23 protein-coding genes and 1 pseudogene are annotated in these 25,480 nt (G+C 72.8%); 12 read left to right on the forward strand and 12 right to left on the reverse strand.

The window, feature by feature from the left end; all coding sequences use genetic code 11:
* Positions 1 to 215 (forward strand): hypothetical protein (locus MTF65_RS12365; RefSeq protein WP_243628698.1); only part of this gene is annotated, 215 nt, incomplete at its 5' end.
* A gap of 345 nt (positions 216 to 560) precedes the next feature.
* Positions 561 to 941: pseudogene (locus MTF65_RS12370) on the forward strand (hypothetical protein); the annotation flags it as partial.
* Between the two features lie 28 nt (positions 942 to 969).
* Here the strand turns inward: MTF65_RS12370 and MTF65_RS12375 are convergent.
* From MTF65_RS12375 to MTF65_RS12400, 6 genes are all read right to left on the reverse strand, one after another.
* A complete protein-coding gene (locus MTF65_RS12375; protein WP_243628699.1) occupies positions 970 to 2,028 on the reverse strand; it encodes a right-handed parallel beta-helix repeat-containing protein in 1,059 nt (352 codons plus the stop codon).
* 112 nt (positions 2,029 to 2,140) lie between these two features.
* Positions 2,141 to 2,950 carry a pyrroline-5-carboxylate reductase gene (proC, locus tag MTF65_RS12380; protein WP_243628700.1) on the reverse strand — a complete coding sequence of 270 codons (810 nt, stop codon included), beginning with the start codon at positions 2,948 to 2,950 and terminating at the stop codon, positions 2,141 to 2,143.
* A 64-nt stretch (positions 2,951 to 3,014) separates the two neighbouring features.
* Positions 3,015 to 3,752, reverse strand: a complete 738-nt coding sequence (locus MTF65_RS12385; RefSeq protein ID WP_243628701.1) for an ABC transporter permease — start codon at positions 3,750 to 3,752, stop codon at positions 3,015 to 3,017.
* Positions 3,749 to 4,603 (reverse strand): ABC transporter ATP-binding protein, encoded by an 855-nt coding sequence (locus tag MTF65_RS12390; RefSeq protein ID WP_243628702.1) that lies wholly within the window; start codon positions 4,601 to 4,603, stop codon positions 3,749 to 3,751. Before MTF65_RS12390 ends, MTF65_RS12385 begins: the two co-directional genes overlap by 4 nt.
* A gap of 48 nt (positions 4,604 to 4,651) precedes the next feature.
* Positions 4,652 to 5,179 carry a hypothetical protein gene (locus tag MTF65_RS12395; protein ID WP_243628703.1) on the reverse strand — a complete coding sequence of 176 codons (528 nt, stop codon included), beginning with the start codon at positions 5,177 to 5,179 and terminating at the stop codon, positions 4,652 to 4,654.
* A gap of 92 nt (positions 5,180 to 5,271) precedes the next feature.
* A complete protein-coding gene (locus MTF65_RS12400) occupies positions 5,272 to 5,547 on the reverse strand; it encodes a peptidase (protein ID WP_243628704.1) in 276 nt (91 codons plus the stop codon).
* A gap of 136 nt (positions 5,548 to 5,683) precedes the next feature.
* Between MTF65_RS12400 and MTF65_RS12405 the strand changes: the two genes are divergently transcribed.
* Entirely contained in the window at positions 5,684 to 7,828 is a 2,145-nt protein-coding gene (locus tag MTF65_RS12405) for a serine/threonine-protein kinase (protein WP_243628705.1), read from the forward strand.
* Positions 7,829 to 7,875: 47 nt separating this feature from the next.
* Here the strand turns inward: MTF65_RS12405 and ilvD are convergent, their stop codons facing one another.
* The 4 genes from ilvD to MTF65_RS12425 form a co-directional block, all read right to left on the reverse strand.
* Positions 7,876 to 9,726: a dihydroxy-acid dehydratase gene (ilvD, locus tag MTF65_RS12410; RefSeq protein WP_243628706.1), complete on the reverse strand. Its 1,851-nt coding sequence runs from the start codon at positions 9,724 to 9,726 to the stop codon at positions 7,876 to 7,878.
* 147 nt (positions 9,727 to 9,873) lie between these two features.
* A complete protein-coding gene (locus tag MTF65_RS12415; RefSeq protein WP_243628707.1) occupies positions 9,874 to 10,572 on the reverse strand; it encodes a TetR family transcriptional regulator in 699 nt (232 codons plus the stop codon).
* The gene (locus MTF65_RS12420) at positions 10,569 to 11,414 is read right to left on the reverse strand and encodes a sugar phosphate isomerase/epimerase (RefSeq protein WP_243628708.1); all 846 of its coding nucleotides are present in this window, start codon (positions 11,412 to 11,414) and stop codon (positions 10,569 to 10,571) included. The genes MTF65_RS12415 and MTF65_RS12420 overlap by 4 nt, the downstream gene beginning before the upstream one ends.
* 342 nt (positions 11,415 to 11,756) lie before the next feature.
* Positions 11,757 to 12,698 carry a Ppx/GppA phosphatase family protein gene (locus MTF65_RS12425; protein ID WP_243628709.1) on the reverse strand — a complete coding sequence of 314 codons (942 nt, stop codon included), beginning with the start codon at positions 12,696 to 12,698 and terminating at the stop codon, positions 11,757 to 11,759.
* A gap of 63 nt (positions 12,699 to 12,761) precedes the next feature.
* Between MTF65_RS12425 and MTF65_RS12430 the strand changes: the two genes are divergently transcribed.
* A complete protein-coding gene (locus tag MTF65_RS12430; RefSeq protein WP_243628710.1) occupies positions 12,762 to 13,562 on the forward strand; it encodes a hypothetical protein in 801 nt (266 codons plus the stop codon).
* Between the two features lie 29 nt (positions 13,563 to 13,591).
* On the opposite strand, the gene MTF65_RS12435 is transcribed toward MTF65_RS12430, so the two are convergent.
* Positions 13,592 to 15,544, reverse strand: a complete 1,953-nt coding sequence (locus MTF65_RS12435) for a BACON domain-containing protein (protein WP_243628711.1) — start codon at positions 15,542 to 15,544, stop codon at positions 13,592 to 13,594.
* A gap of 171 nt (positions 15,545 to 15,715) precedes the next feature.
* Here MTF65_RS12435 and radA point away from each other — a divergent pair, with 171 nt between their 5' ends.
* Both radA and disA read left to right on the forward strand, forming a co-directional pair.
* The gene (gene radA / locus MTF65_RS12440) at positions 15,716 to 17,119 is read left to right on the forward strand and encodes a DNA repair protein RadA (protein WP_243628712.1); all 1,404 of its coding nucleotides are present in this window, start codon (positions 15,716 to 15,718) and stop codon (positions 17,117 to 17,119) included.
* A 215-nt stretch (positions 17,120 to 17,334) separates the two neighbouring features.
* Positions 17,335 to 18,459 carry a DNA integrity scanning diadenylate cyclase DisA gene (gene disA / locus MTF65_RS12445; protein WP_243628713.1) on the forward strand — a complete coding sequence of 375 codons (1,125 nt, stop codon included), beginning with the start codon at positions 17,335 to 17,337 and terminating at the stop codon, positions 18,457 to 18,459.
* 94 nt (positions 18,460 to 18,553) lie between these two features.
* Here the strand turns inward: disA and MTF65_RS30510 are convergent, their stop codons facing one another.
* Complete coding sequence (locus tag MTF65_RS30510; protein WP_308407159.1) at positions 18,554 to 18,916, reverse strand: hypothetical protein; 363 nt, start codon at positions 18,914 to 18,916, stop codon at positions 18,554 to 18,556.
* A gap of 769 nt (positions 18,917 to 19,685) precedes the next feature.
* On the opposite strand from MTF65_RS30510, the gene MTF65_RS12455 reads away from it, so the two are divergent.
* From MTF65_RS12455 to MTF65_RS12480, 6 genes are all read left to right on the forward strand, one after another.
* Positions 19,686 to 20,603: an A/G-specific adenine glycosylase gene (locus MTF65_RS12455; RefSeq protein ID WP_243628715.1), complete on the forward strand. Its 918-nt coding sequence runs from the start codon at positions 19,686 to 19,688 to the stop codon at positions 20,601 to 20,603.
* Positions 20,604 to 20,824: 221 nt separating this feature from the next.
* Positions 20,825 to 21,385, forward strand: coding sequence for a SigE family RNA polymerase sigma factor (locus MTF65_RS12460; RefSeq protein WP_243628716.1), 561 nt, complete (start codon positions 20,825 to 20,827; stop codon positions 21,383 to 21,385).
* A 38-nt stretch (positions 21,386 to 21,423) separates the two neighbouring features.
* Positions 21,424 to 22,080, forward strand: a complete 657-nt coding sequence (locus MTF65_RS12465; RefSeq protein ID WP_243628717.1) for a hypothetical protein — start codon at positions 21,424 to 21,426, stop codon at positions 22,078 to 22,080.
* Between the two features lie 97 nt (positions 22,081 to 22,177).
* Positions 22,178 to 22,885: a two-component system response regulator CseB gene (cseB, locus tag MTF65_RS12470; RefSeq protein WP_243628718.1), complete on the forward strand. Its 708-nt coding sequence runs from the start codon at positions 22,178 to 22,180 to the stop codon at positions 22,883 to 22,885.
* Positions 22,882 to 24,198, forward strand: a complete 1,317-nt coding sequence (gene cseC, locus MTF65_RS12475; protein ID WP_243628719.1) for a two-component system sensor histidine kinase CseC — start codon at positions 22,882 to 22,884, stop codon at positions 24,196 to 24,198. The genes cseB and cseC overlap by 4 nt, the downstream gene beginning before the upstream one ends.
* 99 nt (positions 24,199 to 24,297) lie before the next feature.
* A complete protein-coding gene (locus tag MTF65_RS12480) occupies positions 24,298 to 25,476 on the forward strand; it encodes a LamG domain-containing protein (RefSeq protein ID WP_243628720.1) in 1,179 nt (392 codons plus the stop codon).
* The last annotated feature ends 4 nt before the right edge of the window (positions 25,477 to 25,480 follow it).

Below are 25,480 nucleotides of genomic sequence, written 5' to 3' on the forward strand. Positions count from 1 at the left end.
GGTATCAACTTCTGGCGTTGATTTTTGGCACGCTGTTGAGTTCTCAAGGAACGGACGCTTCCTTTGTACTCACCCTCTCGGGCTTTCCTCCGGGCTTCGTTCTGTTCTTACGTTTCCGACTCTATCAGAGTCAGTCCCGCTCGCTTTCCAGGTTCTTCGCTTTCGCGTTTTCCCTTTCCGGCGATTCCGACTCTATCAGATCCTTTCGGGCCTGACTCCCAGTCAGCGGGCTTGTCGCTCGGGCTGTTGGGCCCTTGCGACGAGTGAGACAGTAGCGGATTCCCTGCCCCCGAACCTAATCGGCGGCTGCGTCCTAGGACGCGGATTCCACATTCGCAAATACGCATGAAAACGAGACGACAAAGTGCATCGTTCGTTCGAATACGTGTTGCGGGATGGCTGTCCGGGGACCGACCGGGGTCGGCGCTCTCACGGCGGACAACTCGGAGAACCTTACGGATCGGGTACTGGTGTGTCAACTCCGGGACAGACGTCCCCCTCAGGGCTAACCTGGGGCCCATGACCACGCATGCGCTCACGGCCGCCGCCTCGGCGGCCGGGGGGCCGTACGGCAGTGGGTTGCCGCCGACCGGGAGCCGGACGACGCGCTGTTCTGCGTCGTGGATCTGCACGCGCTGACCGTCGAGCACGATCCGGCGCGGGTGCGCCGGCTCAGCCGGCAGGCCGCGACGCTGCTGTTGGCCGCCGGCCGCCGATATCTTGGCCTACCGGACCGATGAGGTCCCCGTGGGCGAGGACCAGCGGATGTCGCCGATGCGGTGGTGGAGCTGCTGCGGCCGGTGCGGGAGCGGCATGCCGAGCTGGCGGCCGATCCGGCAGCGGTGGAGAAGGTGCTGCGCGAGGGGGCCGGGCGGGCGCGGGCGCTGGCCCGGCCGGTCGTGGACCGGGCCTACGAGGCGATCGGGCTGCTCGCTCCCTGATGCCCGGCCGCGTCTGGGACCGAGGGCGTCAGTTGACGCAGCCCGCGATCACGCTCGGGGCGCAGTTGGTGGGGTAGTTGTCCGTCACGGGGGTGGCGGTGAGGGTGACCGTGCCGCCGTCGTTGAAGATGCCACCCGGGGCCGTGTGGGAGAAGTTGTTGGTCACCGAGCTGTTGCGGACGTTCAGGGTGGCGTCGGAGGCGTTGGCCAGGCCCCCGCCCCGCGCCCCGCTGCTGAGGGCCCGGTTGGCGAAGACGGTGGTCCGCTCCAGCGTCAGGGTGGAGCTGCGGTTGTACACGCCGCCGCCGGCGTTCTCGGCCGCGCTGTTGCCGCGGATGAGCGTGTCCGTGACGGTCCCCGTCAGTTGGTAGGTGTTGATCCCGGCGCCGAAGAACCGGGCCGCGTTGTCGGTCACCCGGCTGCCCGTGAGGGTGAGGCTGCCGTTCGCCGCGTCGAGGCCGCCACCGTCGTCCTTGGCGGTGTTGCCGGTGATGGTGGTGTTCGAGATGTTCGTGGCTCCGCTTGTGGAGACGCCGCCCCCGGTGTTCGTGGTGATGTTGTAGCTCACGGTGCTGTTGCGGAGGGTCAGCGTGCCATAGCTGAGGATGCCCCCGCCTGGCCCGGTCTGGCCCGCGAAGTTGCGGGTCACCTCCACGTTGTTGAGGGTGAGCGTGGTCCCGGGGCCGGCGTGGATCCCGCCGCCGCCCTCGCCGCCGCTCGCCGACCGGCCGTCGCGGACCGTGAGGTTGTTGAGGGTCAGGCGGCCGGTGGGGCCGGAGACCTTGAAGAGGCGGAAGTCGGTCGCGGACTGGCGCCGGATGGTGCTGCCCGCGCCCAGGATGTTGATGTCGCTGGTCACCACGGGCAGGCCGTTGCCGGGGTTGTCGGGGGCCGTCAGGGTGTACGTGCAGCCGGGGCTGAGGAAGAGGACCGCCGGTCCGGGGACGGTGTTGGCGAGGTTGATGGCGGATCTGAGGGCCGTCGCGCTGCACGGGACGAACTGCTGGGCGTGGGCCTCGGTGGCGGGCAGCGCGACCACGGTCGCGCAGGCCGCCGCCGTGGCGGCGAAAACTCCTAGTCTGGACATGGAGAGCAAACTAGGTAAATCCGCTGAGAAGACTTCGGGGCGCGCCGGGGCGGTCCCCCGCACGGTGCACACGGCCGCCCCGCCGGTCGGACTCGGGACACGACCGGATGGCTCAGCTGTTGCCGGAGGCGAGTTCGCGGCTGCGGTCGCGGGCGGCTTCGAGGGCGGCGATCAGGGCCGCCCGTACGCCGTGCTTCTCCAGCTCGACGATCGCGTTGATGGTCGTACCGGCCGGGGAGGTGACGGCCTCGCGGAGCTTGACCGGGTGCTCGCCGCTGTCGCGGAGCATCACGGCGGCGCCGATGGCGGCCTGCACGATGAGGTCGTGGGCCTGGGCACGGGGCAGGCCCAGGAGGATGCCGGCGTCGGTCATGGCCTCGACGAGGAAGTAGAAGTACGCGGGGCCGGAGCCGGAGAGGGCGGTGGCGGCGTCCTGCTGGGATTCGGGGACGCGCAGGGTCTTGCCGACGCCGCCGAAGATCTCCTCGGCGTGGGCGAGGTGCTCGGCGGTGGCGTGGCTGCCGGCCGAGATGACGGACATGGCCTCGTCGACGAGGGCGGGGGTGTTCGTCATGACGCGCACGACGGGGGTGCCGGGGGCGAGCCGCTCCTCGAAGTAGGAGGTGGGGATGCCGGCGGCGCCGCTGATGACCAGGCGGTCGGCGGGGACGTGCGGGGCGAGCTCTTCGAGGAGCTTGCCCATGTCCTGCGGCTTGACGGTGAGGATGAGGGTGTCGGCGCGCTTGGCGGCCTCGGCGTTGCTGACGGCCTCGACGCCGTAACGCGCGTGGAGTTCCTCGGCGCGTTCCGCGCGGCGGGCGGTGACGAGGAGCTTCGAGGCGGGCCAGCCGCCGCGGATCATCCCGCTGAGCAGGGCCTCGCCGATCTTTCCGGTACCGAGGACTGCGACTGTCTGGGTCATGCCCGATTCACCTCGCCGAACGCCGAACTGAGTGCGTGTACGGCTTCATCCTCGCACCCCGCGGTCAGGGCGTGCGGCGGCGGAGGGTGGCCGCGCCGAGGGCGAGGACGAGCAGGGCGCAGGCGGCGACGATGACGGCGTCGCGGATGAAGTCGGCCGTCATGTCCGTGTGGGTGAGGACCTGGGTCATGCCGTCGACGGCGTAGGACATGGGCAGGACGTTCGAGAGGCCTTCGAGAACGGGCTGCATGGAGTCGCGGGCGGCGAACAGGCCGCACAGCAGGAGCTGGGGGAAGATCACCGCCGGCATGAACTGGACGGCCTGGAATTCGGAGGCGGCGAAGGCGGAGACGAAGAGTCCGAGCGCGGTGCCGAGGAGCGCGTCGAGGAGGGCGACGAGCAGGAGCAGCCACGGGGAGCCGACGACGTCGAGGCCGAGGACCCAGAGCGCGAGGCCGGTGGCGAGGAGGGACTGGACGACGGCGACGGCTCCGAAGGCGAGGGCGTAGCCGGCGATGAGGTCGCCCTTGCCCAGCGGCATGGCGAGGAGGCGTTCGAGGGTTCCGGAGGTGCGCTCGCGGAGGGTGGCGATGGAGGTCACCAGGAACATCGTGATGAGGGGGAAGATCCCGAGGAGCGAGGCGCCGATGGTGTCGAAGGTGCGCGGGGTGCCGTCGAAGACGAAGCGCAGCAGGGTCAGCATGAGGACGGGGACCAGGAGCATCAGCGCGATCGAGCGCGGGTCGTGGCGGAGCTGGAGCAGGACGCGGGCGGCGGTGGCGAGGGTGCGGGAGCCGTTCATCGGGCGGTCCTTTCGGCGGCGGCCTCGGCGGCGGACTCCACGTTGGCAGCGTCCGCGTTGGCGGCCTCCGCGTTGGCGGTGTCGACGAGGCGGAGGAAGCCCTCCTCGACGGTGGCCGACCCGGTACGGGTGCGCAGTGCGTCGGGGGTGTCCTGGGCGAGGATGCGACCCTCGCGCATGAGGAGCAGGTCGTGGCAGCGCTCGGCCTCGTCCATGACGTGGGAGGAGACGAGGAGCGTGGCGCCGCGGGTGGCGGCGATGTCGTGGAAGAGGTTCCACAGGTCGCGGCGCAGGACGGGGTCGAGGCCGACGGTGGGTTCGTCGAGGACGAGGAGCTGCGGGGTGCCGAGGAGCGCGACGGCGAGGGAGACGCGGCTGCGCTGGCCGCCGGAGAGGTTGCCGGCGAGGGCGTCGGCGTGGGGGGTGAGGTCTACGTCGGTGAGGGCGCGGTCAACGGCGTCGGCGCGGCGTTCGGCGGCGGCCCGGCCGGGTTCGAGGACGGCGGCGAAGTAGTCGAGGTTCTGCCGGACGGTGAGGTCGTCGTAGACGGAGGGGGCCTGGGTGACGTAGCCGATGAGGGAGCGGAGTTCGGGGTGGCCGGCGGGGCGGCCGAGGACGTCGAGGGTGCCGGTCACGTGGGCCTGGGTGCCGACGATGGCGCGCATGAGGGTGGATTTGCCGCAGCCGGAGGGGCCGAGGAGGCCGGTGATGCGGCCGCGGGGGACGTCGAAGGCGATGGAGTCGAGGACGGTGCGGGGGTGGCGGCCGGTGCCGCGGCGGACGGTCAGGCCGTGGGCGTGCACGGCGGCCGGGGCGCCGGTGCCGACTCCCTGGGCCCTATTATTCATCATGCGATGAATAATGCTCCTGGCTGTGCCGGGGCGTCAACGGAGCGGCGCTTACTTCTTGCGCTTGGGCCGGCGCGCGGCCGGGTTGCCCGTACGGGAGCTGCGGCGGCGGGCGAATTCGGCGGTGGCGTGCTCGTACTCGGCGCGGCGCAGCTTCTCGCCGGGCGCCTCGGCGAGGCAGCGGAGGAAGTACGCGATGAGGGAGCCGATGAAACCGATCGTCTTCAGGCCCTTGAGGGCGGCCTCGTCGGAGGACGGGGCGGGGCGGCGGCTGAAGGAGTCCCAGGTCTTGACGAAGGCGATGGAGCTCGCGATCGCGAAGAGGACGACGACGGAGATGCTGAGGAAGGGGCCGACGTCGCCGATTTCCAGGCCCTCGTAGGCGAGGCGGAGCAGCAGGGCGGCGGCGAAGGCGGTGACGAGGGAGCCGAGGGCGAGGGCTACGCGGCGCAGGGCGTAGCCGCCGTCGTGGTTCACCCAGGTGGTGCCGAAGAACCGGATCGGTTCGGGCTGGGGGCCGACGGGGGCCGCAGCCGGGGCCTGCCCGGCGGGGTTCTGGTCTCGCTGGTCGTCGCTCACACCAGCGATTATCGCCCCGCCGGCGGCCCCGGTCCGGGTGTGTCTCACGTGTCAGACCAGTGAGGCCGCCAGGCGGTCAGGCGGTCAGGCCCTCAGCCGCACTGGGTGGCGACGTAGCCGTCCGTGCCCGTCTTCACGTACGCGTCGGACACGAACTCGCCGTTGCCGACGCAGTCCCAGATGTTCGTCGTGCCGTACGGGCCCGAGACCGTCGTGCCGTCGCACTGGCAGCGGATCGACACGTACGCGCCGAGCGGCAGGACCCGAATGACCGAGTAATTGGTGCCCGGGCCGCTGCGGACGTTCACCCGGTAGCCCGGCGCGACCGGAAAGGTCGGGAAACCCGACCCGCTGGTCAGGCTCTCCATTTGGCTTGAATCGTTCTCAACCGACATGCGAAATCTCCCCCCACGGGTGTTGCCTTGTGCAACTCGCGCAGGGTAGCAGGACCTTGGAGATTCGTACGGTTCATCGACTAGGCTCCGGCGGGGGTGGTGGTGAACGATGCATTCGCTGCGCGCGGACCATGTGGGGTTTCCGGAGTACGCCGGGCAGTACCGGCTCGAATCCGTGCTCGGCTCCGGCGGCATGGGCGTCGTCCATCTGGCCACGTCAGGCTCGGGGCTGAAAATCGCCGTCAAGATCGTGCACCCCGAGCACGCGGTGGATCCGGAATTCCGGGCCCGCTTCCGGCAGGAGGTCGCGGCCGCCCGGCGGGTGAGCGGCGCGTTCACCGCGCCCGTCGTGGACGCCGATCCGGATGCCGAGCGGCCGTGGATGGCCACCCTGTTCATCGACGCCCCGACGCTTGCCGAGCGGGTACGGGAGCGGGTGCTGGACCCGCCGGAGCTGACCCGGCTCGCCGCCGGGCTGGCGGAGGCGCTGCGGGACATCCACCGGGCGGGGGTCGTGCACCGGGATCTGAAGCCCAGCAACGTGCTGATGGCCCCCGACGGGGTACGGGTCATCGACTTCGGGATCTCCCGGCCGGCCGACAGCGATCTGCGCACCGAGACCGGGAAGCTGATCGGGACGCCGCCGTACATGGCGCCGGAGCAGTTCCAGCGGCCCCGGGACGTGGGAACGGCCGCCGATGTGTTCGCTCTGGGGGCGGTGCTGGTGCACGCGGCGACCGGGCGGGGGCCGTTCGACTCGGACAGCCATTACCTGGTGGCGTACCAGGTGGTGCACAGCGAGCCCGATCTGACGGGGCTTCCGGCGCGGCTCGTCCCCCTCGTCGCGCGGTGCCTGGCCAAGGACCCGCGGGAGCGGCCCACGGCCGAGGCGCTGATCGCCGAGATGCGGGCGATCGCGTATCCGACCGCCGAGGACACCCAGGCCTTCATCCCACGGCCGCGCCGGCCGGTGGCGGCCGAGGTGGCCGAGGTGGCCGAGGAGGTGACGCACCTGCGGGAGCCGGTCCCCGCTCCCGGCGGGCCGGGCGCCCCCGGCGGGCGGAGGCGGCGGCGCCGGGTGGCCGTGGCGGCCGGGCTGGGGCTGCTGCTCGTGACCGCGGTGGTCGGCGGGTACCTCCGGTACGGGCCGTCGGCCGGACCGGCGGCCCAGCCGGCGGTGAAGGCGGCTCCGGTCCCGGCGAAGGCCTTCGCGCCGTGGGCGGTGTCCCTCGGGAAGCGGACCGCGGCCTGTTCCTGGGAGGCGGCGGCCCTGTTCTGCTCGGGGCCCGGGACGACCGCCGTCCGGCTCGACCCGTCGGACGGTTCGCGGGAGTGGTCCGTGGCGGCGCCCACGCCGGCGACCCGGACGGCGAAGGACAACGCCCCCGGGTACGGCGGCGGGCACGTCCTGGTGGTGGCGCCCGGCAGTGAGGTGCTCCAGGCGCTGGACGCCCGGACCGGGGCCGAGCGCTGGCGGTACAGGCTGCCCGGCGGTGCTCACGTGGTGTCCGCCGGGGGGCGGGTGCTCGTCGCGGCGCCGGGCGGGAGTACCACCGCGCTGGAGGCGGCGACCGGGTCCGCCCGCTGGACGAAGCGGATCGGCGGGGTGGGCTCCCTCTGGTGGGGCGACCCGCACGCGTCCGACGCGGCGGCCTCGCTTTACGTCTCGACGGCCGCCGGCGACGGCAGGTCGACGCAGGTCGCGGCCGTGGATCCGGCGAGCGGCACGGTGCGCTGGCAGCTCCGTACGACGGGCCTGCTCCAGCCGGTCGGGGTGGCGCGCGGGGCGTTCTACCTGCTGGACACCGACGTACGGGCCAGGACCGACGCCGTCGTACGGGTGGACCTCGGGACGCGCGATGTGCGGCGCGTGCGGTTGGCCTCGCCGCTGTACGAGACGCAGTCGGCCGTGGGGCAGGACGGCGTCGTGTACCTCTTCGGGGCCACGGGGGCGCTCGCGGCGGTCGGCGCCGAGAAGGAGGAGTGGCGGCTGCAGACGGGCGTGGCGGTGGGCTCCCGCCCGGTACTCGCCGAGGGCCGTGTCTATCTGACCGCGCCGGACGGACGGCTCCTGGCCGTCGACGCGGCCGCCGGCCGTCTGCTGGGGCAGACGAAGCCGCGTATGGAGGGGTCCACGGGGTCCACGTTCGCGGCGAACCTGCCCGCGCCCGTGGTCGCCGACGGCAGGGTGTACGCGTCCGCGCCCGACGGCTCCGTGTTCGCCGTGGACGGCGCGAACCCCGCCGAGTGGTGAGGACTCGCGGCGGGGTTCGGTGCGTAGAAGGAACGTAAGGGGAGAAGCTAGCCCAGCCTCGACACGTCGCGGACCGCGCCCTTGTCGGCGCTCGTGGCCATCGCCGCGTACGCGCGCAGGGCCGCGGAGACCTTGCGCTCGCGGTTCTTCGGGGCGTAGACGCCGCCCAGGGCCTCGCGGCGGGCCGTCAGGGTCTCGTCCGGGACGAGGAGTTCGATCGAGCGGTTCGGGATGTCGATGCGGATGCGGTCGCCGTCCTCGACCAGGGCGATGGTGCCGCCCGAGGCCGCCTCCGGGGAGGCGTGGCCGATGGAGAGGCCCGAAGTGCCGCCGGAGAAGCGGCCGTCGGTGACCAGGGCGCAGGCCTTGCCCAGGCCGCGGCCCTTCAGGAAGGAGGTCGGGTAGAGCATCTCCTGCATGCCGGGGCCGCCGCGCGGGCCCTCGTAGCGGATGACGACGACGTCGCCCTCCTTGACCTCCTTGCGGAGGATCTTGTCGACGGCCTCGTCCTGCGACTCGCAGACGACCGCCGGGCCCTCGAAGGTCCAGATCGACTCGTCGACGCCCGCCGTCTTCACGACGCAGCCGTCCTCGGCGATGTTGCCGCGCAGGACGGCGAGGCCGCCGTCCTTGGAGTACGCGTGCTGGACGGAGCGGATGCAGCCGCCCTCGGCGTCGAGGTCGAGGGTCGCCCAGCGCTCCGACTGGGAGAAGGCGGTCGCGGAGCGCTTGCAGCCGGGGGCCGCGTGCCACAGCTCCATCGCCTCGTCGGAGGCGGTGCCGGAGCGGGCGTCCCACTTCCCCAGCCAGTCCTCCAGGTTGTCCGAGTGGACGGTGGTGACGTCCTTGTTGAGGAGGCCGCCGCGGTGCAGTTCGCCGAGGATGGCGGGGATGCCGCCGGCCCGGTGGATGTCCTCCATGTAGTACGTGCCGCCGGGCGCCACGTTCGGGGCCACCTTGGACAGGCACGGGACGCGGCGCGAGACCTCGTCGATGTCCTTGAGGTCGTAGTCCAGGCCGGCTTCCTGCGCGGCGGCGAGGAGGTGGAGGATCGTGTTGGTGGAGCCGCCCATGGCGATGTCGAGGGCCATGGCGTTCTCGAAGGCCTGGCGGGTCGCGATGGAGCGCGGGAGGACCGACGCGTCGTCCTGCTCGTAGTACCGCTTGGTGATCTCGACGACCGTGCGGCCGGCGTCCTCGTACAGGGCGCGGCGGGCGGTGTGCGTGGCGAGGACGGAGCCGTTGCCGGGGAGGGCCAGGCCGATGGCCTCGGCGAGGCAGTTCATCGAGTTGGCAGTGAACATGCCACTACAGGAACCGCAGGTGGGGCAGGCGTTCTCCTCGATGCGGAGCACGTCCTCGTCGGAGACGCTCTCCTTCACGGCGTCGACCATCGCGTCGATCAGGTCGAGCTTGCGGACGGTGCCGTCGACGAGGGTGGCCTGGCCGGCCTCCATCGGGCCGCCGGAGACGAAGACGACCGGGATGTTGAGGCGCATGGCGGCCATCAGCATGCCGGGGGTGATCTTGTCGCAGTTGGAGATGCAGATCAGGGCGTCGGCGCAGTGGGCTTCCACCATGTACTCGACCGAGTCCGCGATGAGGTCGCGGGAGGGCAGGGAGTACAGCATGCCGCCGTGGCCCATGGCGATGCCGTCGTCGACCGCGATGGTGTTGAACTCGCGCGGGATGGCGCCCGCGGCGCGGATGGCGTCGGAGACGATCCGGCCGACCGGGGCCAGGTGCGTGTGGCCGGGGACGAACTCGGTGAAGGAGTTGGCGACCGCGATGATCGGCTTGCCGATGTCCGCGCTCGCTACGCCCGAGGCGCGCATCAGCGCACGTGCGCCTGCCATGTTGCGGCCGTGGGTGACGGTGCGGGACCTCAGCTCGGGCATCGGGTTCACTCCCCATGAGTGCGGCTGCGCGAGCGCGGCCGCGACAGTTGACGCGACTGTGGATACGACTGTGGATACGACTCAGTTACGAGGCTACGCCCCCGGCCCGCGGCCCGGCCGGGGCGTCCGGATAGCGGGACGGCCGGCTCATTCCTCGGTCAGGTAGCGCTGGAGGGTAGGGGCCACCAGGGCCACGATGGCCTCCGGGTCGGCGGAGGCGAGGGGCTCGACCTGGACGACGTAGCGCAGGATCGCGATGCCCACCATGTGCGAGGCGGCGAGCTCGGCGCGGAAGGTGGGGTCGGGGACGTTGAGGTCGGCCGCGACGCGCTCCAGGACCCGGCGCAGGATCAGGCCGCGCAGCACCTTCGCCGCCGCCTCGTGGGTGAGGGCCGAGCGGATGACGGCGAGGAGCGGGACCCGGGTGGCCGGGTTCTCCCAGATGTTCAGGAAGTAGCGGGCCAGGCGCTCGCCGATGCCCTCGGGGCCCTCGCCGAGGATCGCGGGGACGACGAGGGCGGGCTCCATGCTGAGCTCGATGGCGGCGGCGAAGAGCTCGTCCTTGCTGCCGAAGTAGTGGTGCACCAGGGCGGGATCGACGCCGGCGGCCTTGGCGATGCCGCGCACGGAGGTCTTGTCGTAGCCGCGTGCGGAGAACTCGGAGCGGGCGGCGCTACGGATGCGCTCCTGCGTGCCGGGGCCGTCGTCGGCCTCGTCGTGGCGCGGGCGGCCGGGGCCGCGGCGGCGCTTCGCGGGCGCGGCGGGGGGCGGGGGCGCGGGCTCGGCGGGCCGCGCGGGCGCGGCGGACGGCGTGGGTTCTTCCGGGGGTGGGGGCGGTGTGGTCATCGGCGGGGCGCCCGGGTGTCGGCCGCGGAGAGGTGGAGGCGGGTGAAGGCCAGGGCCTCGGCGAGGTCGGCCTCCCGCTCGGCGGAGGACATCGCGCGGCGGGTGTTGACCTCGATGACGATGTGGCCGTCGAAGGAGGAGGTGGCGAGGCCCCGCAGCAGCTCGGCGCAGGGCTGGGTGCCGCGGCCGGGGACGAGGTGCTCGTCCTTCGCCGAACCGTTTCCGTCGGCGAGGTGGATGTGCGCGAGGCGGTCGCCCATCCGGTCGATCATCGCGGTGGCGTCGGTGCGGGCGGTGGCGGTGTGGGAGAGATCGACCGTGAAGTGACGGTAATCGTCCTTGGTCACGTCCCACTCGGGCGCGTACGCGAGCATCTCGCGGTCGCGGTAGCGCCAGGGGTACATGTTCTCGACGGCGAACCGGACGTCGGTCTCGTCGGCCATGCGCCAGATGCCGCTGACGAAGTCGCGGGAGTACGCGCGCTGCCAGCGGAACGGGGGGTGGACGACGACGGTGCTCGCGCCGAGCTTCTCCGCGGCGCTCTGGGCGCGCTGGAGTTTGGTCCAGGGGTCGGTGGACCAGACGCGCTGCGTGATGAGGAGGCAGGGCGCGTGGATGGCGAGGATCGGGACCTGGTGGTCGTCGGAGAGGCGGCGCAGGGCGTCGATGTCCTGGCTGACCGGATCCGTCCAGACCATCACCTCGACGCCGTCGTAGCCGAGGCGCGCGGCGATCTCGAAGGCGGTCGCCGTGGTCTCCGGGTAGACGGAGGCGGTGGAGAGGGCGACCTTCGCTTTCGGGGTCGGGGGGTGGGGCGGGGGCACGGATGACAGGGTACCCATGCCCATGCCCTGGCCGGGCGGTACGGGGATTCTCGCCTGCGGCGCAGAGCTCAGCCGGTGGCTGGGCCTCGGCGGGCGCCGGGCGGGGTCGGGGCCCTGCGGGGCTGTCCCCTACCCGCCCTTCCACCGTTCCCCGGGCTCCGCCCGGACCCGCGCCTCAAACGCCGGCGAGGCTGAAAGATCCAGCCTCGCCGGCGTTTGAGGCGCGGGGTCCGGGGCAGCGCCCCGGCAGCGGCGGCGCGCCTGATCGGCCGGCCCCGCCACGGGATCGGCGGACGGAGTCCGGCGCAGCGGCGCGAAGCCGGGGAGGCGCCCCCGGCGCCGAGCCGTGCGAGCGGCGCGTTAGGAGGGAGCGGGGGTGGGGAGGTGGTCCAGGCGGCGGAGGATGACGCCCTCGCGCAGGGCCCACGGGCAGATTTCGAGGGAGTCCACGCCGAAGAGATCCATCGCGCCCTCCGCGACCAGCGCGCCCGCCAGCAGCTGCTCGGCGCGCCCCTCCGAGACGCCCGGGAGGGCGGCCCGCTCGGACGTGGTCATGGCAGACAGGCGCGGGACCCATTCCTCCAGGGACTTGCGGGTCAGGTCCCGCTGGACGTACAGGCCGTCCGCGGAGCGGGCCGCGCCCGCGATGCGGGCCAGCTGCTTGAAGGTCTTCGACGTCGCCACCACATGGTCCGGTGCCCCGAAGCGGCTGAATTCGCCGACCGTGCGCGCGATCTGGGCCCGCACGTGGCGGCGCAGCGCCCGTACGTCCGACGGGTCCGGCGGGTCGCCGAGGAGCCAGCCCGAGGTGAGGCGGCCCGCGCCCAGCGGGAGGGAGACGGCCGCGTCCGGGTCCTCGTCGATGCCGTACGCGATCTCCAGCGAGCCGCCGCCGATGTCCAGGACGAGCAGCTTGCCCGCCGACCACCCGAACCAGCGCCGGGCCGCGAGGAACGTGAGCCTGGCCTCGTCGTCACCGCTGAGGATCGGCAGCTCGATGCCGGTTTCGAGCTTGACCCGGGCCAGGACCTCGTCCGCGTTCGTGGCCTCGCGCACGGCGCTGGTCGCGAAGGGGAGGACGTCCTCGCACCCCTTGTCCTCGGCGGCCTGAACGGCGCCCGCGATCACCGAGACGAGTCGGTCTATGCCCTCGGGACTGACCGCGCCGTGCTCGTCGAGCAGCTCCGAGAGGCGCAGATCCGCCTTGTGCGAGTGCGCCGGCTGCGGGCGCGCGCCGGGGTGCGCGTCCACCACCAGCAGATGGATCGTGTTCGAACCCACATCAAGGACACCGAGTCTCATAGGAGGAAACGCTACTGTGCGCCAGGAGGATGGGTGTCGTAAGGGGCGCTTACGCTTGGGTTTGTGCCACATACGAAGAAGGCCAACAAGTCCCGGACCAAGAACGCCAAGGTTTCGGCCCCTGATGAGAAGGGTCTCGACTTCCCTCGGGCCTGGGTCGAGTTTCCCGATCCCGCCGACGACGAACAGATCTTCCGCTGCGACCTGACCTGGCTGACCTCCCGCTGGACCTGCATTTTCGGCAGCGGCTGCCAGGGCATCCAGGCCGGCCGGGCGGACGACGGCTGCTGCACCCTCGGTGCGCACTTCTCCGACGAGGACGACGAGAAGCGCGTCGCCGAGCACGTGGCGCGGCTGACTCCCGAGTTGTGGCAGTTCCACGACGTCGGCAGCGAGACGGGCTGGACGCAGCTCGACGACGACGGAGAGAAGCAGACCCGCCGCTGGGACGGCGCCTGCATCTTCCTGAACCGGCCCGGCTTCCCGGCCGGCGCCGGCTGCTCCCTGCACATCCTGGCTTTGAAGAGCGGCCAGGAGCCGCTGGAGACCAAGCCGGACGTGTGCTGGCAGCTGCCGATCCGCCGGACCTACGACTGGATCGACCGGCCCGACGACACGCGTGTCCTCCAGGTCTCGATCGGCGAGTACGACCGCCGGGGCTGGGGCCCGGGCGGCCACGACCTGCACTGGTGGTGCACGTCGGCCACGTCCGCGCACGGCGCCGGTGACCCGGTGTACGTGTCGTACCGGGCGGAGCTGACGGAGCTGATGGGCAAGGAGGGCTACGAGGCGCTCGTGAAGCTGTGCGAGGCGCGGCTGGCCTCGCTGCTGCCGATGGCCCCGCACCCCGCCGATCCCGTCTAGGACGGCTCTCTTCTCCGCCTGCCTACCGCCTACGAGCCGGAAGGTACCGGGGTCTCGGTGGGGCCCTCGGGCGCCGGGGAAACCGTTCCTCCTGACGGAGTCGGCGTCGGAGTCGGGGTGGGCGTCGGTGTCGGAGTCGGGGAGTCGGTCGGCGTCGGGCCCGCCGTGCCGCTCGGGGTCGGGGTCGGTGTCGGTGTCGGGGTCGGCGAGGGGGTGGCGGTCGGAGCGGGCGTCGGGGCCGGGCGGCCTCGGCCCTTGACGGAGACCACCGTGCCGCCCGGGTCCACGCCGACCCGGGCCGTCCAGGCGTCCTCGGGCTGGGTCTCCCGGTCCACGGTGATCCTCAAGGTGACCGATTCTCCGGGTGCCAGCGTGCCCGCGGTCTGGCTCGCGCGCAGCCACGGGGCGTCGGACCAGAGCCGCCAGTCCACCGGGGCACCGCCGGAGGCGGTGAGGGTGAGCCAGGTGGTGGCGCCCCGCGCGGACGCGGTCACGGTGAGCCGGCCGGGGGCACCCGGGCCGATGGCGCCTTCGGGAGTGGCCGGCGGGCCGGTGCTGATCACCTCGACGGAGACGTCCGGGGCGGTGCTGCCCGTGGCGAAGCCCGGCCGGCCGGTGGTGCGGGCGGTGTTGCCGGCGTTCTCGTAGGCGGCGAGCGGCAGCCCGGCGGCGGTCGGCGGGATATGGGTCTCGCTCGCGGAGACGCGGGTGGCGCCGTCGGCTCCGACGGATTCACCGGTCGCGGGGGCGCCGCGGTAGGCGGCCCACAGGGCCAGAACGGGCGCGGCGACGACGGTGGCGACCACGGTGGTGGTCACGGCCCGGGCCCGGAGCCGGTCGCGGCGGGCCGCGCGGTCCCTGGGGTCCATCGGGAATCCCGTCCGGTCGAACCGGGGGCGGGGCCCGCGCCCGCGGCTGCGGCCGGAGCGCAGCATCGCGGCGTGGACGGCGGTCCGGGGCGCGGGGACCAGCGGGAGCGCGGCGGTGTTGATGCCGCCGGAGCCGGGCCAGGGCGCGGCGGCCCCGACGCGCTCGGCGACCCGGCGGCAGCGCGGGCAGTCGTCCACGTGCCGGACGAGCTCGGCGCGCAGGGTGGTGGACAGCAGCACCAGGCCGTCGCCGCCCTCGGAGGTGAGCCGGGACACGGCGGGACAGCTGCCGGTCTCGACGACGGCGAGGGCGGCGCGGGTGCGCTCCACCTCGCAGGCGGCGCCGGACAGCAGCTCCCGGGCGGCGGTCGGGGGGGTGCCGAGGACGGCGGCGAGCTCGGGGACGCCGAGGCGGTGGCGGACGGCGAGTTCGAGGGCCTCGCGCTGCTCGGGGGTGGTCCCGGCGGCCTCGGGCCAGGCGAGGCGGGCGAGTTCGGTGCGGCGGTACGCGTACACGTCCAGGACGTCCAGCGGATCCGGGACGTGCCGGGCGGCCGGGGCGGCCGGGGCGTGCCGGGCCGCGGGGGCAGCGGGGGTGGCCGGGGCGGCGGGGGCATACACGCCGCCCGGTGTGGCCCGCGAGCCGGACGGGGTGTGTGAGGTGGCCGGGGCAGGTGAGGTGGCTGTGACGTGCGGTGCGGATGTGGCATCCTGCCCCGCCGCCCCGGCGGGCGGGTCCAGCGTGCGCCGGCGCCCCGTGCGCTCCGGCGTGCGCCGGGCGGAATGCGCTCCCTGCCTGACGCGCCGCCGCTCGGCGAGCCGGCGCAGGCAGCCCCACCGGGCGAGGGCGTACAGCCAGGCCCGCCGGTCCCCCTCGTCGGGACATCGGCCGGGGTGCCGCTCGGCGACGGCCAGGACGTCGCCGAGCACCTCGGTGGCGGCGTCGTGATCGCACAGGACCGACAGGCAGTACGTGAACAGGCCGTCCAGATAGGGCTCGTGCCGGAACGGGGGCGGCGGCTGCTCCCCCGGGTCCCCCTCGGAGGGAGTGCGCCCGTGCGCCCGGTGTGCGCCGGTGCGCGATGCGGGGTGTTGCTGGTTGCTGCTGCTCACCTGGGTGACCGTAGGGCGCACGCGGGTGACCCCCTGGAAGCCTTCACCGCATTTAGCCCTTACGGGTGAACAGATCGGGCCCCTGCTGACGGCGGACCTGACGCGGCGGAACCGACAACCCGACCGGCGCACCCCCGGGGGGTGTCAGTGGGTGCGGATACGGTGGGGCGCATGGCTGCCCGTACATCTCGTTCATCCGCCAAGGACCGGCCGTCCTACCGCTGTACCGAGTGCGGGTACACGACCGCGAAATGGCTCGGGCGCTGCCCCGAGTGCCAGGCGTGGGGCACCGTCGAGGAGATGGGCGGCGCGCCCGCCGTACGGACCACCGCGGCCGGGCGCGTCTCGACCGCCGCGCTGCCGATCGCGCAGGTGGACGGCCGTACGGCGACCGCGCGCAGCACCGGTGTGGACGAGCTGGACCGGGTGCTCGGCGGCGGCCTCGTGCCCGGGGCCGTCGTGCTGCTCGCGGGCGAGCCCGGCGTCGGGAAGTCGACGCTGCTGCTGGACGTCGCGGCGAAGGCGGCCAGCGACGCGCACCGCACCCTGTACGTCACGGCCGAGGAGTCGGCGAGCCAGGTGCGGCTGCGGGCCGACCGGATCAACGCGCTCAGCGATCACTTGTACCTCGCCGCCGAAACCGACCTTTCGGCGGTCCTGGGGCATCTCGACGCCGTGAAGCCCTCGCTGCTGGTCCTGGACTCCGTCCAGACCGTGGCCTCCCCCGAGATCGACGGGGCGCCGGGCGGCATGGCCCAGGTCCGGGAGGTGGCCGGGGCGCTGATCCGGGCCTCCAAGGAGCGCGGGATGGCCACGCTGCTGGTCGGCCACGTCACCAAGGACGGAGCGATCGCCGGCCCGCGGCTGCTGGAGCACCTGGTGGACGTGGTGCTCAGCTTCGAGGGCGACCGGCACGCGCGGCTGCGCCTCGTGCGCGGCGTGAAGAACCGGTACGGCGCCACCGACGAGGTCGGCTGCTTCGAGCTCCACGACGAGGGGATCACCGGGCTCGCCGACCCGAGCGGGCTGTTCCTGACCCGGCGCGCGGAAGCCGTGCCGGGGACCTGTCTGACGGTGACCCTGGAGGGGAAGCGTCCGCTGGTCGCCGAGGTGCAGGCGCTGACCGTGGACTCGCAGATCCCCTCGCCCCGGCGGACCACGTCCGGCCTGGAGACCTCCCGCGTCTCGATGATGCTGGCGGTGCTGGAGCAGCGCGGCCGGATCACCGCGCTGGGCAAGCGCGACATCTACAGCGCGACGGTGGGCGGGGTGAAGCTCACCGAGCCCGCCGCCGACCTGGCGATCGCCCTGGCCCTGGCCTCCGCCGCCAGTGACGTGCCGCTGCCGAAGAACCTGGTCGCCATCGGGGAGGTCGGCCTCGCCGGTGAGGTGCGGCGCGTGACCGGCGTACAGCGTCGGCTCGCGGAGGCCCACCGGCTGGGGTTCACGCACGCGCTGGTGCCGGCCGATCCGGGCAGGGTGCCGGCCGGCATGAAGGTGACCGAGGTGGCGGACATGGGTGACGCCCTGCGGGTGCTCCCGCGCCGGGCAGCCGGCCGCAAGGAAGCCGGGTAAGGGGCCCGGTGCGAGGCCCGGGGCCCGGTGCGGGGCCCGAGGGCGGCCGGTGAGGGGCCGGGGTGAGGCGTCGCGTCGCTGGTCAGGGGTGCGTGCCGGGTGTCGGGACGGGCTTGCTGGCCAAGCCACGGCGGGGCCGCAGCGCGCGCCGGTAGACTTTGGCCTGGTCCGCCCGGCCGTACGCAGGCGGCGCAACCCGCGACCGGAGGAGTGCAGTGGCAGCCAAGGACGGGGCAGCAGCATCCGGCAAGTCGGGCGCGAGCTCCAAGCAGGAGGCCATGATGCGCGCCTCACTGAGCGCGGTCGCACCTGGTCAGCCCCTGCGTGACGGTCTGGAGCGGATCGTTCGCGGCAACACCGGCGGGCTGATCGTCCTCGGGATGGACAAGACCGTCGAGTCGATGTGCACCGGCGGCTTCGTGCTGGACGTGGAGTTCACCGCGACCCGGCTGCGCGAGCTCTGCAAGCTCGACGGCGCGCTCATCCTGGACAAGGACATCACCAAGATCCTGCGGGCGGGTGTGCAGCTGGTCCCGGACGCGTCGATTCCGACGGAGGAGACGGGTACGCGGCACCGTACGGCCGACCGCGTCTCCAAGCAGTGCGGTTTCCCGGTCGTCTCCGTCTCCCAGTCGATGCGGCTGATCGCGCTGTACGTCGACGGCGAGCGGCGGGTCCTGGAGGAGTCCGGGGCGATCCTGTCGCGGGCGAACCAGGCGCTGGCCACGCTGGAGCGGTACAAGCTGCGGCTGGACGAGGTCGCCGGGACGCTGTCCGCGCTGGAGATCGAGGACCTGGTCACGGTGCGCGACGTGACGGCGGTCGCGCAGCGGCTGGAAATGGTCCGCCGGATCGCGACGGAAATCGCGGAGTACGTGGTCGAACTGGGCACCGACGGGCGCCTGCTCTCCCTCCAGCTGGACGAGCTGACCGTCGGCATCGAGCAGGAGCGCGAGCTGGTCATCCGGGACTACGTGCCGGAGCCGACGGCGAAGCGTTCCCGCACGGTGGACGAGGCGCTGCCGGCGCTGGACGCGCTGTCGCATCCGGAGCTGCTGGAACTGGCCATCGTCGCGAAGGCGCTCGGCTACACGGGCTCGCCGGAGACCCTGGACTCGGCGGTGTCCCCGCGCGGCTACCGGCTGCTGGCGAAGATCCCCCGGCTGCCCGGGGCCATCATCGAGCGGCTCGTCGAGCACTTCGGAGGCCTGCAGAAGCTGCTCGCGGCGAGCGTGGACGACCTGCAGACGGTGGACGGCGTCGGCGAGGCGCGTGCGCGCAGCGTCCGCGAGGGCCTGTCCCGCCTGGCGGAGTCCTCGATCCTGGAGCGCTACGTCTGACCTGCGGCGCCGCTGCTGGGGCTCCGCCCCAGACCCTCCCCCAGACTCCGTCCGGGGGACCCCCACGCCTCAAACGCCGGCGGGGCTGGAATTGCTAGTCCTGCTTCAGGACGAACGAGGTGCGGGCCACCGGCATGCCCGGGGACTTGACCTCGACCATGTACGTGTCAGGGGCCACGGAACCCGCCGGGGGCGACTGGCACTTGTCCGCCGCGCTGGGCTTGCGGTCCCATTCCAGGGAGTGCTTCGTCTCGCCCTGCGCGGGGAGGCGGAAGAAGAGGCTGCCCGCGCCCGACGGGCAGTCCGCCGAGGACCAGACCGCCTTGGTGCCCGTCGCCTGGAGGATGGTCAGCACCGCCTGCTTCGGGCCGAGATCGACCTTGCACGACGTGCCGGAGCTGTTGCGGGCGATCAGTTCGAGGCGGGGCTTCTCGTTCGCCTCGTACTCGTTCTTCACGCTCTTGACCTCCCACTTGAGGGACGCCGGCGCGCACGTGGGGAGCGGGGAGTCCGCGGGGACCTGTTCGCCCGCCGAGGCGCCGCCGCCGGACCCAGAGGCCGGACCCGAGCCCGAACCGGAACCGGAGCCAGGGCCGGAACCGGAACCGGAACCGGAGCCAGGGCCGGAACCGGAACCGGAACCGGAGCCAGGGTCGGAACTGGAACCGGAGCTGGAGCTGCCGCCCGAACCGCCGCCGGGTTCTCCGTTCTTGCCCGCGTCCGAACCGGACTCGCCACGTCCGCCCGGGGCCTGACTGATCGCCGGCCCCGTCCCGGACGGGCCCGGGGTGATGGACGTGACGGGGTCACGGCCGCCGTCCCCGCCCTTTCCGTTCGTACTCGACTTCCCCCCACCGGAACTGACGGTCCATACGGCGAGGAGCGCGATGAGCGCGGCAATGGACGCCAGCACAGCCCTCCGTCGCCAGTAGATGGAGGAGGGGAGCGGCCCGACCGGATTGCGCAGAGATCCCACGGACGGAACTTTACGAGAGTTCGCGGCCCGATCGGCGCCCCCCATGCCGCACATGCGTCTTGTTTTGCCGATGATCATCCTGCGGGAGGACACCGGACCGCCCAGAATCGGCCAAGAGCCCCACGGGGTGGAAAATCGGAATTATGTACGATTACGGCCGCCATGCGGGCGAGCGGTGACCGCGCCGCTGTCCGGTTCACCGGTCCGGACCCGGCGCGGTGGCCCCAAACGTGCCAGGATGCCGTCTGCCATGACTGCATCTCCCGCCGCTTCGCCCGCCCCTTCCCCCCACGTCTCCCACGCCCTGCACTCCCCCGTCATCGCGTGGTTCGACGAGCACGCCCGCGACCTGCCCTGGCGCCGCCCCGAGGCCGGCCCCTGGGGGGTCATGGTCAGCGAGTTCATGCTCCAGCAGACCCCCGTCAGCCGGGTCCTGCCGGTGTACGAGCAGTGGCTCGCCCGGTGGCCCCGGCCCGCCGACCTCGCCGCCGAGGCCCCGGGCGAGGCCGTACGGGCCTGGGGGCGGCTCGGCTACCCCCGCCGGGCGCTGCGCCTGCACGGAGCGGCCGTCGCGATAACGGAACGGCACGGTGGCGACGTACCCCGGGAGCACGCGCAGCTGCTCGCGCTGCCCGGCATCGGCGAGTACACGGCGGCGGCCGTGGCCTCCTTCGCCTACGGGCAGCGGCACGCCGTCCTGGACACCAACGTCCGGCGGGTCTTCGCCCGCACCGCGACCGGTGTCGAGTACCCGCCGAACGCCACCACCGCCGCCGAGCGGCGCTTGGCCCGGGCCCTGCTGCCCGAGGACGAGGAGACCGCCGCGCGCTGGGCGGCGGCCTCGATGGAGCTGGGCGCCCTGGTGTGCACGGCCAAGTCCCCGGACTGCGCGCGCTGCCCGGTGGCCGGGCTCTGCGCGTGGCGGCTGGCCGGTAAGCCGGCCCACGACGGGCCGCCGCGACGCGGGCAGACGTACGCCGGGACCGACCGGCAGGTGCGCGGCAAGCTGCTGGCCGTACTCCGGGAGGCGGTCGGGCCGGTTCCGCGAGCGGTGCTGGACACGGTCTGGGACGAGCCCGTGCAGCGGGCCCGGGCGCTGGACGGGCTGGTCTCCGACGGGCTGGTGGAGCCGCTCGCGCAGGGCATGTACCGGCTGCCGCTGAGCTGACCGACTGAGCCGGCCAACTGAGCCGGCCGACCCGATTCATTCATGACTCAACCATTCCGGTTGAGACGGCGAACCCCCAGCTCACGAGGCACCGTTACACAACCTATGGGTGTCCGTGCGCCCTCCGAAGGCTGACCCGCACAGCTCCGTGACAACCCCTCCGTACCTTCGAACCCGTAAGACGGCGGATGAGCGGTGGAACGGAACGGAGGCGGTCTGAGATGGCGCACGACGGGGTACTCGAGTTCGAGGACTACGTACGCACTCGGCAGGACGCGCTCCTGCGCAGCGCACGGCGCCTCGTCCCGGACCCGACCGACGCGCAGGACCTCCTCCAGACCGCCCTCGTGCGCACCTACGGCCGCTGGGACGGGATCGCCGACAAGTCCCTCGCCGACGCCTACCTGCGCCGGGTCATGATCAACACTCGCACCGAGTGGTGGCGCGCCCGCAAGCTCGAAGAGGTTCCCACCGAGCAGCTCCCCGACGCCTCCGTCGAGGACGGCTCCGACCAGCGCGCCGACCGCGCCCTGCTGATGGACATCCTCAAGGTGCTCGCGCCCAAGCAGCGCAGCGTGGTCGTGCTGCGACACTGGGAGCAGATGAGCACCGAGGAGACGGCCGCGGCGCTCGGCATGTCGGCGGGAACCGTGAAGAGCACTCTGCACCGCGCACTGGCCCGTCTCCGGCAGGAGCTGGAGAGCCGGGACCTGGACATGCGCGCGCTCGAACGCGGTGACCACACCGGCCGTTACGAGGGGCGGGAGCGGTGCGCGGCCTGACGGGCCACCATCTGAGCGGCAGAAGTTCACTGGTGCTGATGTCGACGGGGACGGTCGTCCTCGTCGGCACTGTGCTGTTCGCGGCCGGTTGCTCCACCGGCGGCACCGGGCTCAAGGACGGCGGCCCCGCCCGCACCGATACCGTGGCCAAGACGGGCCCGCCGCCCGCCGCCGAGCCGCACGCCTCCTCCTCCGGCGACGCCTCGGCCCCGGCCGCGCCCTCGGGGCGGCCGAAGGTCATGAAGATCGACCCGGTCGCGCTGCTCAAGGCGGACCCGAAGGTCAGCGCCGAGGTCAAACGGGACCTCAAGCCCTGCACGGGCAAGGAGTACCCGGTCGACGTCAGCTACGGGAAGGTCACCGGGGGCCCCGCCGTGGACATCGTCGTCAACGTGCTGTCCTGCGCGGACGCGCTCGGCCGGGGCTCGTACGTGTACCGGGAGCGCGGCGGCAGGTACGAGAATGTGTTCTCGGACGAACAGCCACCCGTCTACGCGGAGATCGACCGGGGCGACCTCGTCGTCACCAAGCCGGTCTACGCGAAGAGCGACGCACTGGCGTATCCCTCCGGCGAGGACGTGATCACGTACCGCTGGAGCGGGGAGAAGTTCACCGAGCAGGACCGGGTGTACACGGAGTACAGCAACGTCGACGGCGGAGGCCAGCCGGCGCCGGCCACCACGTCGAAGAACTGACGCGTACGCGTACATCCGCTCCATCTGCTCCACCGGCTCCATCCGCTGCATCCGCCACATCCGCAAGACACTCAGAGGAACCGAAGCGAGGCTGGGCATGGCCGAGACCCATGTGCTGTTTGTGGAGGACGACGACGTCATCCGCGAGGCCACGACCCTGGCGCTGGAACGCGACGGCTTCGTGGTCACCGCCATGCCCGACGGACTGTCCGGTCTGGAGTCCTTCCGGGCCAAGCGGCCGGACATCGCGCTGCTCGACGTGATGGTCCCCGGCATGGACGGGGTCAGCCTGTGCCGCCGGATCCGCGACGAGTCCACCGTCCCCGTGATCATGCTGTCCGCGCGCGCCGACTCCATCGACGTGGTGCTCGGCCTGGAGGCGGGCGCCGACGACTACGTCACCAAGCCCTTCGACGGCTCCGTGCTCGTCGCCCGGATCCGCGCCGTGCTGCGCCGCTTCGGCCACGCGGGCGGCCTGTACGGCGGGGCGTCGGCCGGGGACGACTCGGACGGCGACCGCGGGTTGCTCTGCTTCGGCGACCTGGAGGTGGACACCGAGGGCATGGAGGTCCGCAAGGCGGGCGCCCCGGTCGCCCTGACGCCCACGGAGATGCGGCTGCTGCTGGAGTTCTCCTCCGCGCCGGGCACGGTCCTGTCCCGTGACCGCCTGCTGGAGCGGGTCTGGGACTACGACTGGGGCGGCGACACCCGCGTCGTGGACGTCCACGTCCAGCGCCTGCGCACCAAGATCGGACAGGACCGCATCGAAACGGTCCGGGGCTTCGGATACAAGCTGAAACCATGAGGCGCTTCACCCTTCGTACCGGGATCCGCTGGAAGATCACACTCGCCATCGCCGCCGTGGGCGCGCTCATCGCGGTCGCGCTGAGCCTGGTGGTGCACAGTGCTGCCCGGGTATCGATGCTGGAGAGCGCCCGCGAGACGCAGCTGGACCGCGTGCAGTACATGTCCCGCAACGTCGACGCCGGGCGCAAGCTGCCCCAGAACTTCGTGATCAACGACCCGGAGCTGCCCTCCCAGCTGCGCCAGAAGGTGCAGTCGGGACGGCGCGGTACGTATGTGCAGGAGAACCCGCGCGGACCCCAGGTGGTCTGGGCCGCCGTACCGCTCGGCAACGGCCAGACCCTGTCCCTGCACACGCAGTTCCGGGAGAGCGCCAACATGGTGCGCGATCTGGACCGGGCCCTGGTCGTCGGCTCCCTCGCCGTGGTGATCGGCGGCTCCGCGCTGGGCGTGCTCATCGGCGGACAGATCTCGCGTCGGCTGCGCAAGGCCGCGGCGGCCGCGCAGAGGGTGGCGCACGGGGACCCCGGGGTAAGGGTCCGGGACGCGGTCGGCGGTGTCGTACGCGACGAGACGGACGACCTCGCGCGGGCCGTGGACGCCATGGCCGACGCGCTCCAGCAGCGGCTGGAGGCCGAGCGGCGGGTCACCGCGGACATCGCGCACGAGCTGCGGACGCCGGTGACGGGCCTGCTGACGGCGGCGGAGCTGCTGCCTCCGGGGCGGCCGACCGAGCTGGTGCGCGACCGCGCGCAGGCGATGCGGGCCCTGGTCGAGGACGTACTGGAGGTGGCCCGGCTCGACAGCGCCTCGGAGCGGGCCGAGCTGCAGGACGTGGCGCTGGGCGAGTTCGTGAGCCGACGGGTGACCGCGCTGATGCCGGAGGCGACGGTACGGATCGTCGCGGACGAGATCGTCAGCACCGACCCGCGACGGCTGGAGCGGATCCTCGGGAACCTGCTGGCCAACGCCGCGCGCTACGGGCAGCCGCCGGTCCAGGTGGACATCGAGGGCCGGGTCGTGCGCGTCCGGGACCACGGGCCGGGCTTCCCCGAGGCGCTGCTGCGCGAGGGGCCGAGCCGGTTCCGTACGGGCTCGACGGACCGCGCGGGCGTGGGCCACGGCCTGGGGCTGACCATCGCGGAGGGGCAGGCGCGGGTGCTGGGCGCCCGGCTGACCTTCCGCAACGTGGCGGCGCCGGGCGGCTCGGACCGCGAGGGCGCGGCGGCGGGGGCGGTGGCGGTGCTGTGGCTGCCGGAGCACGCGCCGACCACCACGGGGAGCTTCCCGATCATCAAGCTGCCGGAGCAGTAGCCGCAGAGTCGCTGCCGGAGGCGCTTCCGGAGGAGCTGCGGAGTAGCTGCGGAGCAGCTGCCGGAAGATCGGATTCCGGCGTGACTTAGCATCCGGGGCATGTCCTACGGCACTCCTCCCCCGAGCAACGCGCAGCCCGACCCCGCCCCGGAGAGCGGCGGCGGCTACGGGTACCCGCCCGGTCCGCCGGGTCCGCCCCTGTCCGGCTACGGCTTTCCGCCCGGTCCGCCCATAGGCGGCGGCGGGTACGGCTATCCGCAGCCGAGCGGGCCGAACCCGTACCAGGACCCTCCACAGGCGCCCGCCGCCCCCTTCGCCGTTCCCGTTCCCGCCTCGCCGCAGCCCGACTGGGAGGCCCTGAGCGAGCGCGCCGAGGCGCAGCGCCGCAGGAAGCGGAGGTGGGCGTGGGGCAGCGCGGTGACCGTACTGGCGCTGCTGGCCGGCGGTGGGGCGTACCTGCTGGTCGCCGGGCCGTGGACGAAGGCGGAGGCGAAGGGCGGGGCGGCCGAGGGCGGCAAGCCCGCGGCGTCCGCTTCGGGATCGGGCTCGGGCTCGGGCTCGCCGAAGCCTGGCACGTCAGGTGGGACGGGTGTGAAGGGGAATTCCGCTCTGGTGGCGGGTGACCCGACGGTGATCCGCGACCTGAGCGGTGGCATCGGCCTGCGGATGGGCGACGACGCCTCGGTGGTCCCGCTCGGCGCGCGGCACGAGGTCAAGATGCGGGGCAGCTCGAAGTCCTACGCGCAGGCCTCGGAGCGGGTCGTGGACACGACCAAGAGCTTCACGGTCTCGGTGCGGGTGTACAACCTCGCCGAGAAGAGCTCCCGTATCGCCGTCAGCCAGGGCGACGGGGAGTCGTTCACGTTCGAGCTGGGCGGGGACCAGGTGAACGGCAAGCTGACCTGGGTGTTCCGCGTACAGACGGGCGACAAGGGGGCCGCGTCCACCACGCGCACCGTCGCCTCCGAGGCGGCGGCGGCGAAGCGGGACAGGACGACGCTGACGGCGACCTACGACGCCGGGACGAAGACGATCGCCCTCTACGTGGACGGGAAGCCGGCCGGCAAGCCGCAGCAGGTCTCGGGGATCTGGCAGGGCCCCGGCCCGCTCCAGCTGGGGCGGGCCCGGCACCACAACCTGTGGAGTGGCGCCTGGTCCGGGTCCATGGACCGGGTGCGGGTCTTCGACGCCGCCCTGTCGGCGGAGCAGGTGGCCGCGTACCAGGCGGGCAAGCTGGACCCGGCGGTCAAGCCGAGCCACTCGTGGCTGGTCAGCTGACCGA

The organism is Streptomyces sp. APSN-46.1, assembly GCF_022815725.1.
In the GTDB taxonomy this organism is placed as follows: domain Bacteria; phylum Actinomycetota; class Actinomycetes; order Streptomycetales; family Streptomycetaceae; genus Streptomyces.

Bases quoted from the DNA above. Each gene is read 5' to 3' on its own strand.
- MTF65_RS12375 (WP_243628699.1), bottom strand. From the start codon at position 2,028: ATGTCCAGACTAGGAGTTTTCGCCGCCACGGCGGCGGCCTGCGCGACC.
- MTF65_RS12465 (WP_243628717.1), top strand. From the start codon at position 21,424: ATGTCGACGGGGACGGTCGTCCTCGTCGGCACTGTGCTGTTCGCGGCC.
- MTF65_RS12390 (WP_243628702.1), bottom strand. From the start codon at position 4,603: ATGATGAATAATAGGGCCCAGGGAGTCGGCACCGGCGCCCCGGCCGCC.
- cseB (WP_243628718.1), top strand. From the start codon at position 22,178: ATGGCCGAGACCCATGTGCTGTTTGTGGAGGACGACGACGTCATCCGC.
- MTF65_RS12480 (WP_243628720.1), top strand. From the start codon at position 24,298: ATGTCCTACGGCACTCCTCCCCCGAGCAACGCGCAGCCCGACCCCGCC.
- proC (WP_243628700.1), bottom strand. From the start codon at position 2,950: ATGACCCAGACAGTCGCAGTCCTCGGTACCGGAAAGATCGGCGAGGCC.
- MTF65_RS12385 (WP_243628701.1), bottom strand. From the start codon at position 3,752: ATGAACGGCTCCCGCACCCTCGCCACCGCCGCCCGCGTCCTGCTCCAG.
- MTF65_RS12425 (WP_243628709.1), bottom strand. From the start codon at position 12,698: ATGAGACTCGGTGTCCTTGATGTGGGTTCGAACACGATCCATCTGCTG.
- ilvD (WP_243628706.1), bottom strand. From the start codon at position 9,726: ATGCCCGAGCTGAGGTCCCGCACCGTCACCCACGGCCGCAACATGGCA.
- MTF65_RS12400 (WP_243628704.1), bottom strand. From the start codon at position 5,547: ATGGAGAGCCTGACCAGCGGGTCGGGTTTCCCGACCTTTCCGGTCGCG.
- MTF65_RS12460 (WP_243628716.1), top strand. From the start codon at position 20,825: ATGGCGCACGACGGGGTACTCGAGTTCGAGGACTACGTACGCACTCGG.
- MTF65_RS12420 (WP_243628708.1), bottom strand. From the start codon at position 11,414: ATGGGTACCCTGTCATCCGTGCCCCCGCCCCACCCCCCGACCCCGAAA.
- MTF65_RS12415 (WP_243628707.1), bottom strand. From the start codon at position 10,572: ATGACCACACCGCCCCCACCCCCGGAAGAACCCACGCCGTCCGCCGCG.
- MTF65_RS12405 (WP_243628705.1), top strand. From the start codon at position 5,684: ATGCATTCGCTGCGCGCGGACCATGTGGGGTTTCCGGAGTACGCCGGG.
- MTF65_RS12455 (WP_243628715.1), top strand. From the start codon at position 19,686: ATGACTGCATCTCCCGCCGCTTCGCCCGCCCCTTCCCCCCACGTCTCC.
- radA (WP_243628712.1), top strand. From the start codon at position 15,716: ATGGCTGCCCGTACATCTCGTTCATCCGCCAAGGACCGGCCGTCCTAC.
- cseC (WP_243628719.1), top strand. From the start codon at position 22,882: ATGAGGCGCTTCACCCTTCGTACCGGGATCCGCTGGAAGATCACACTC.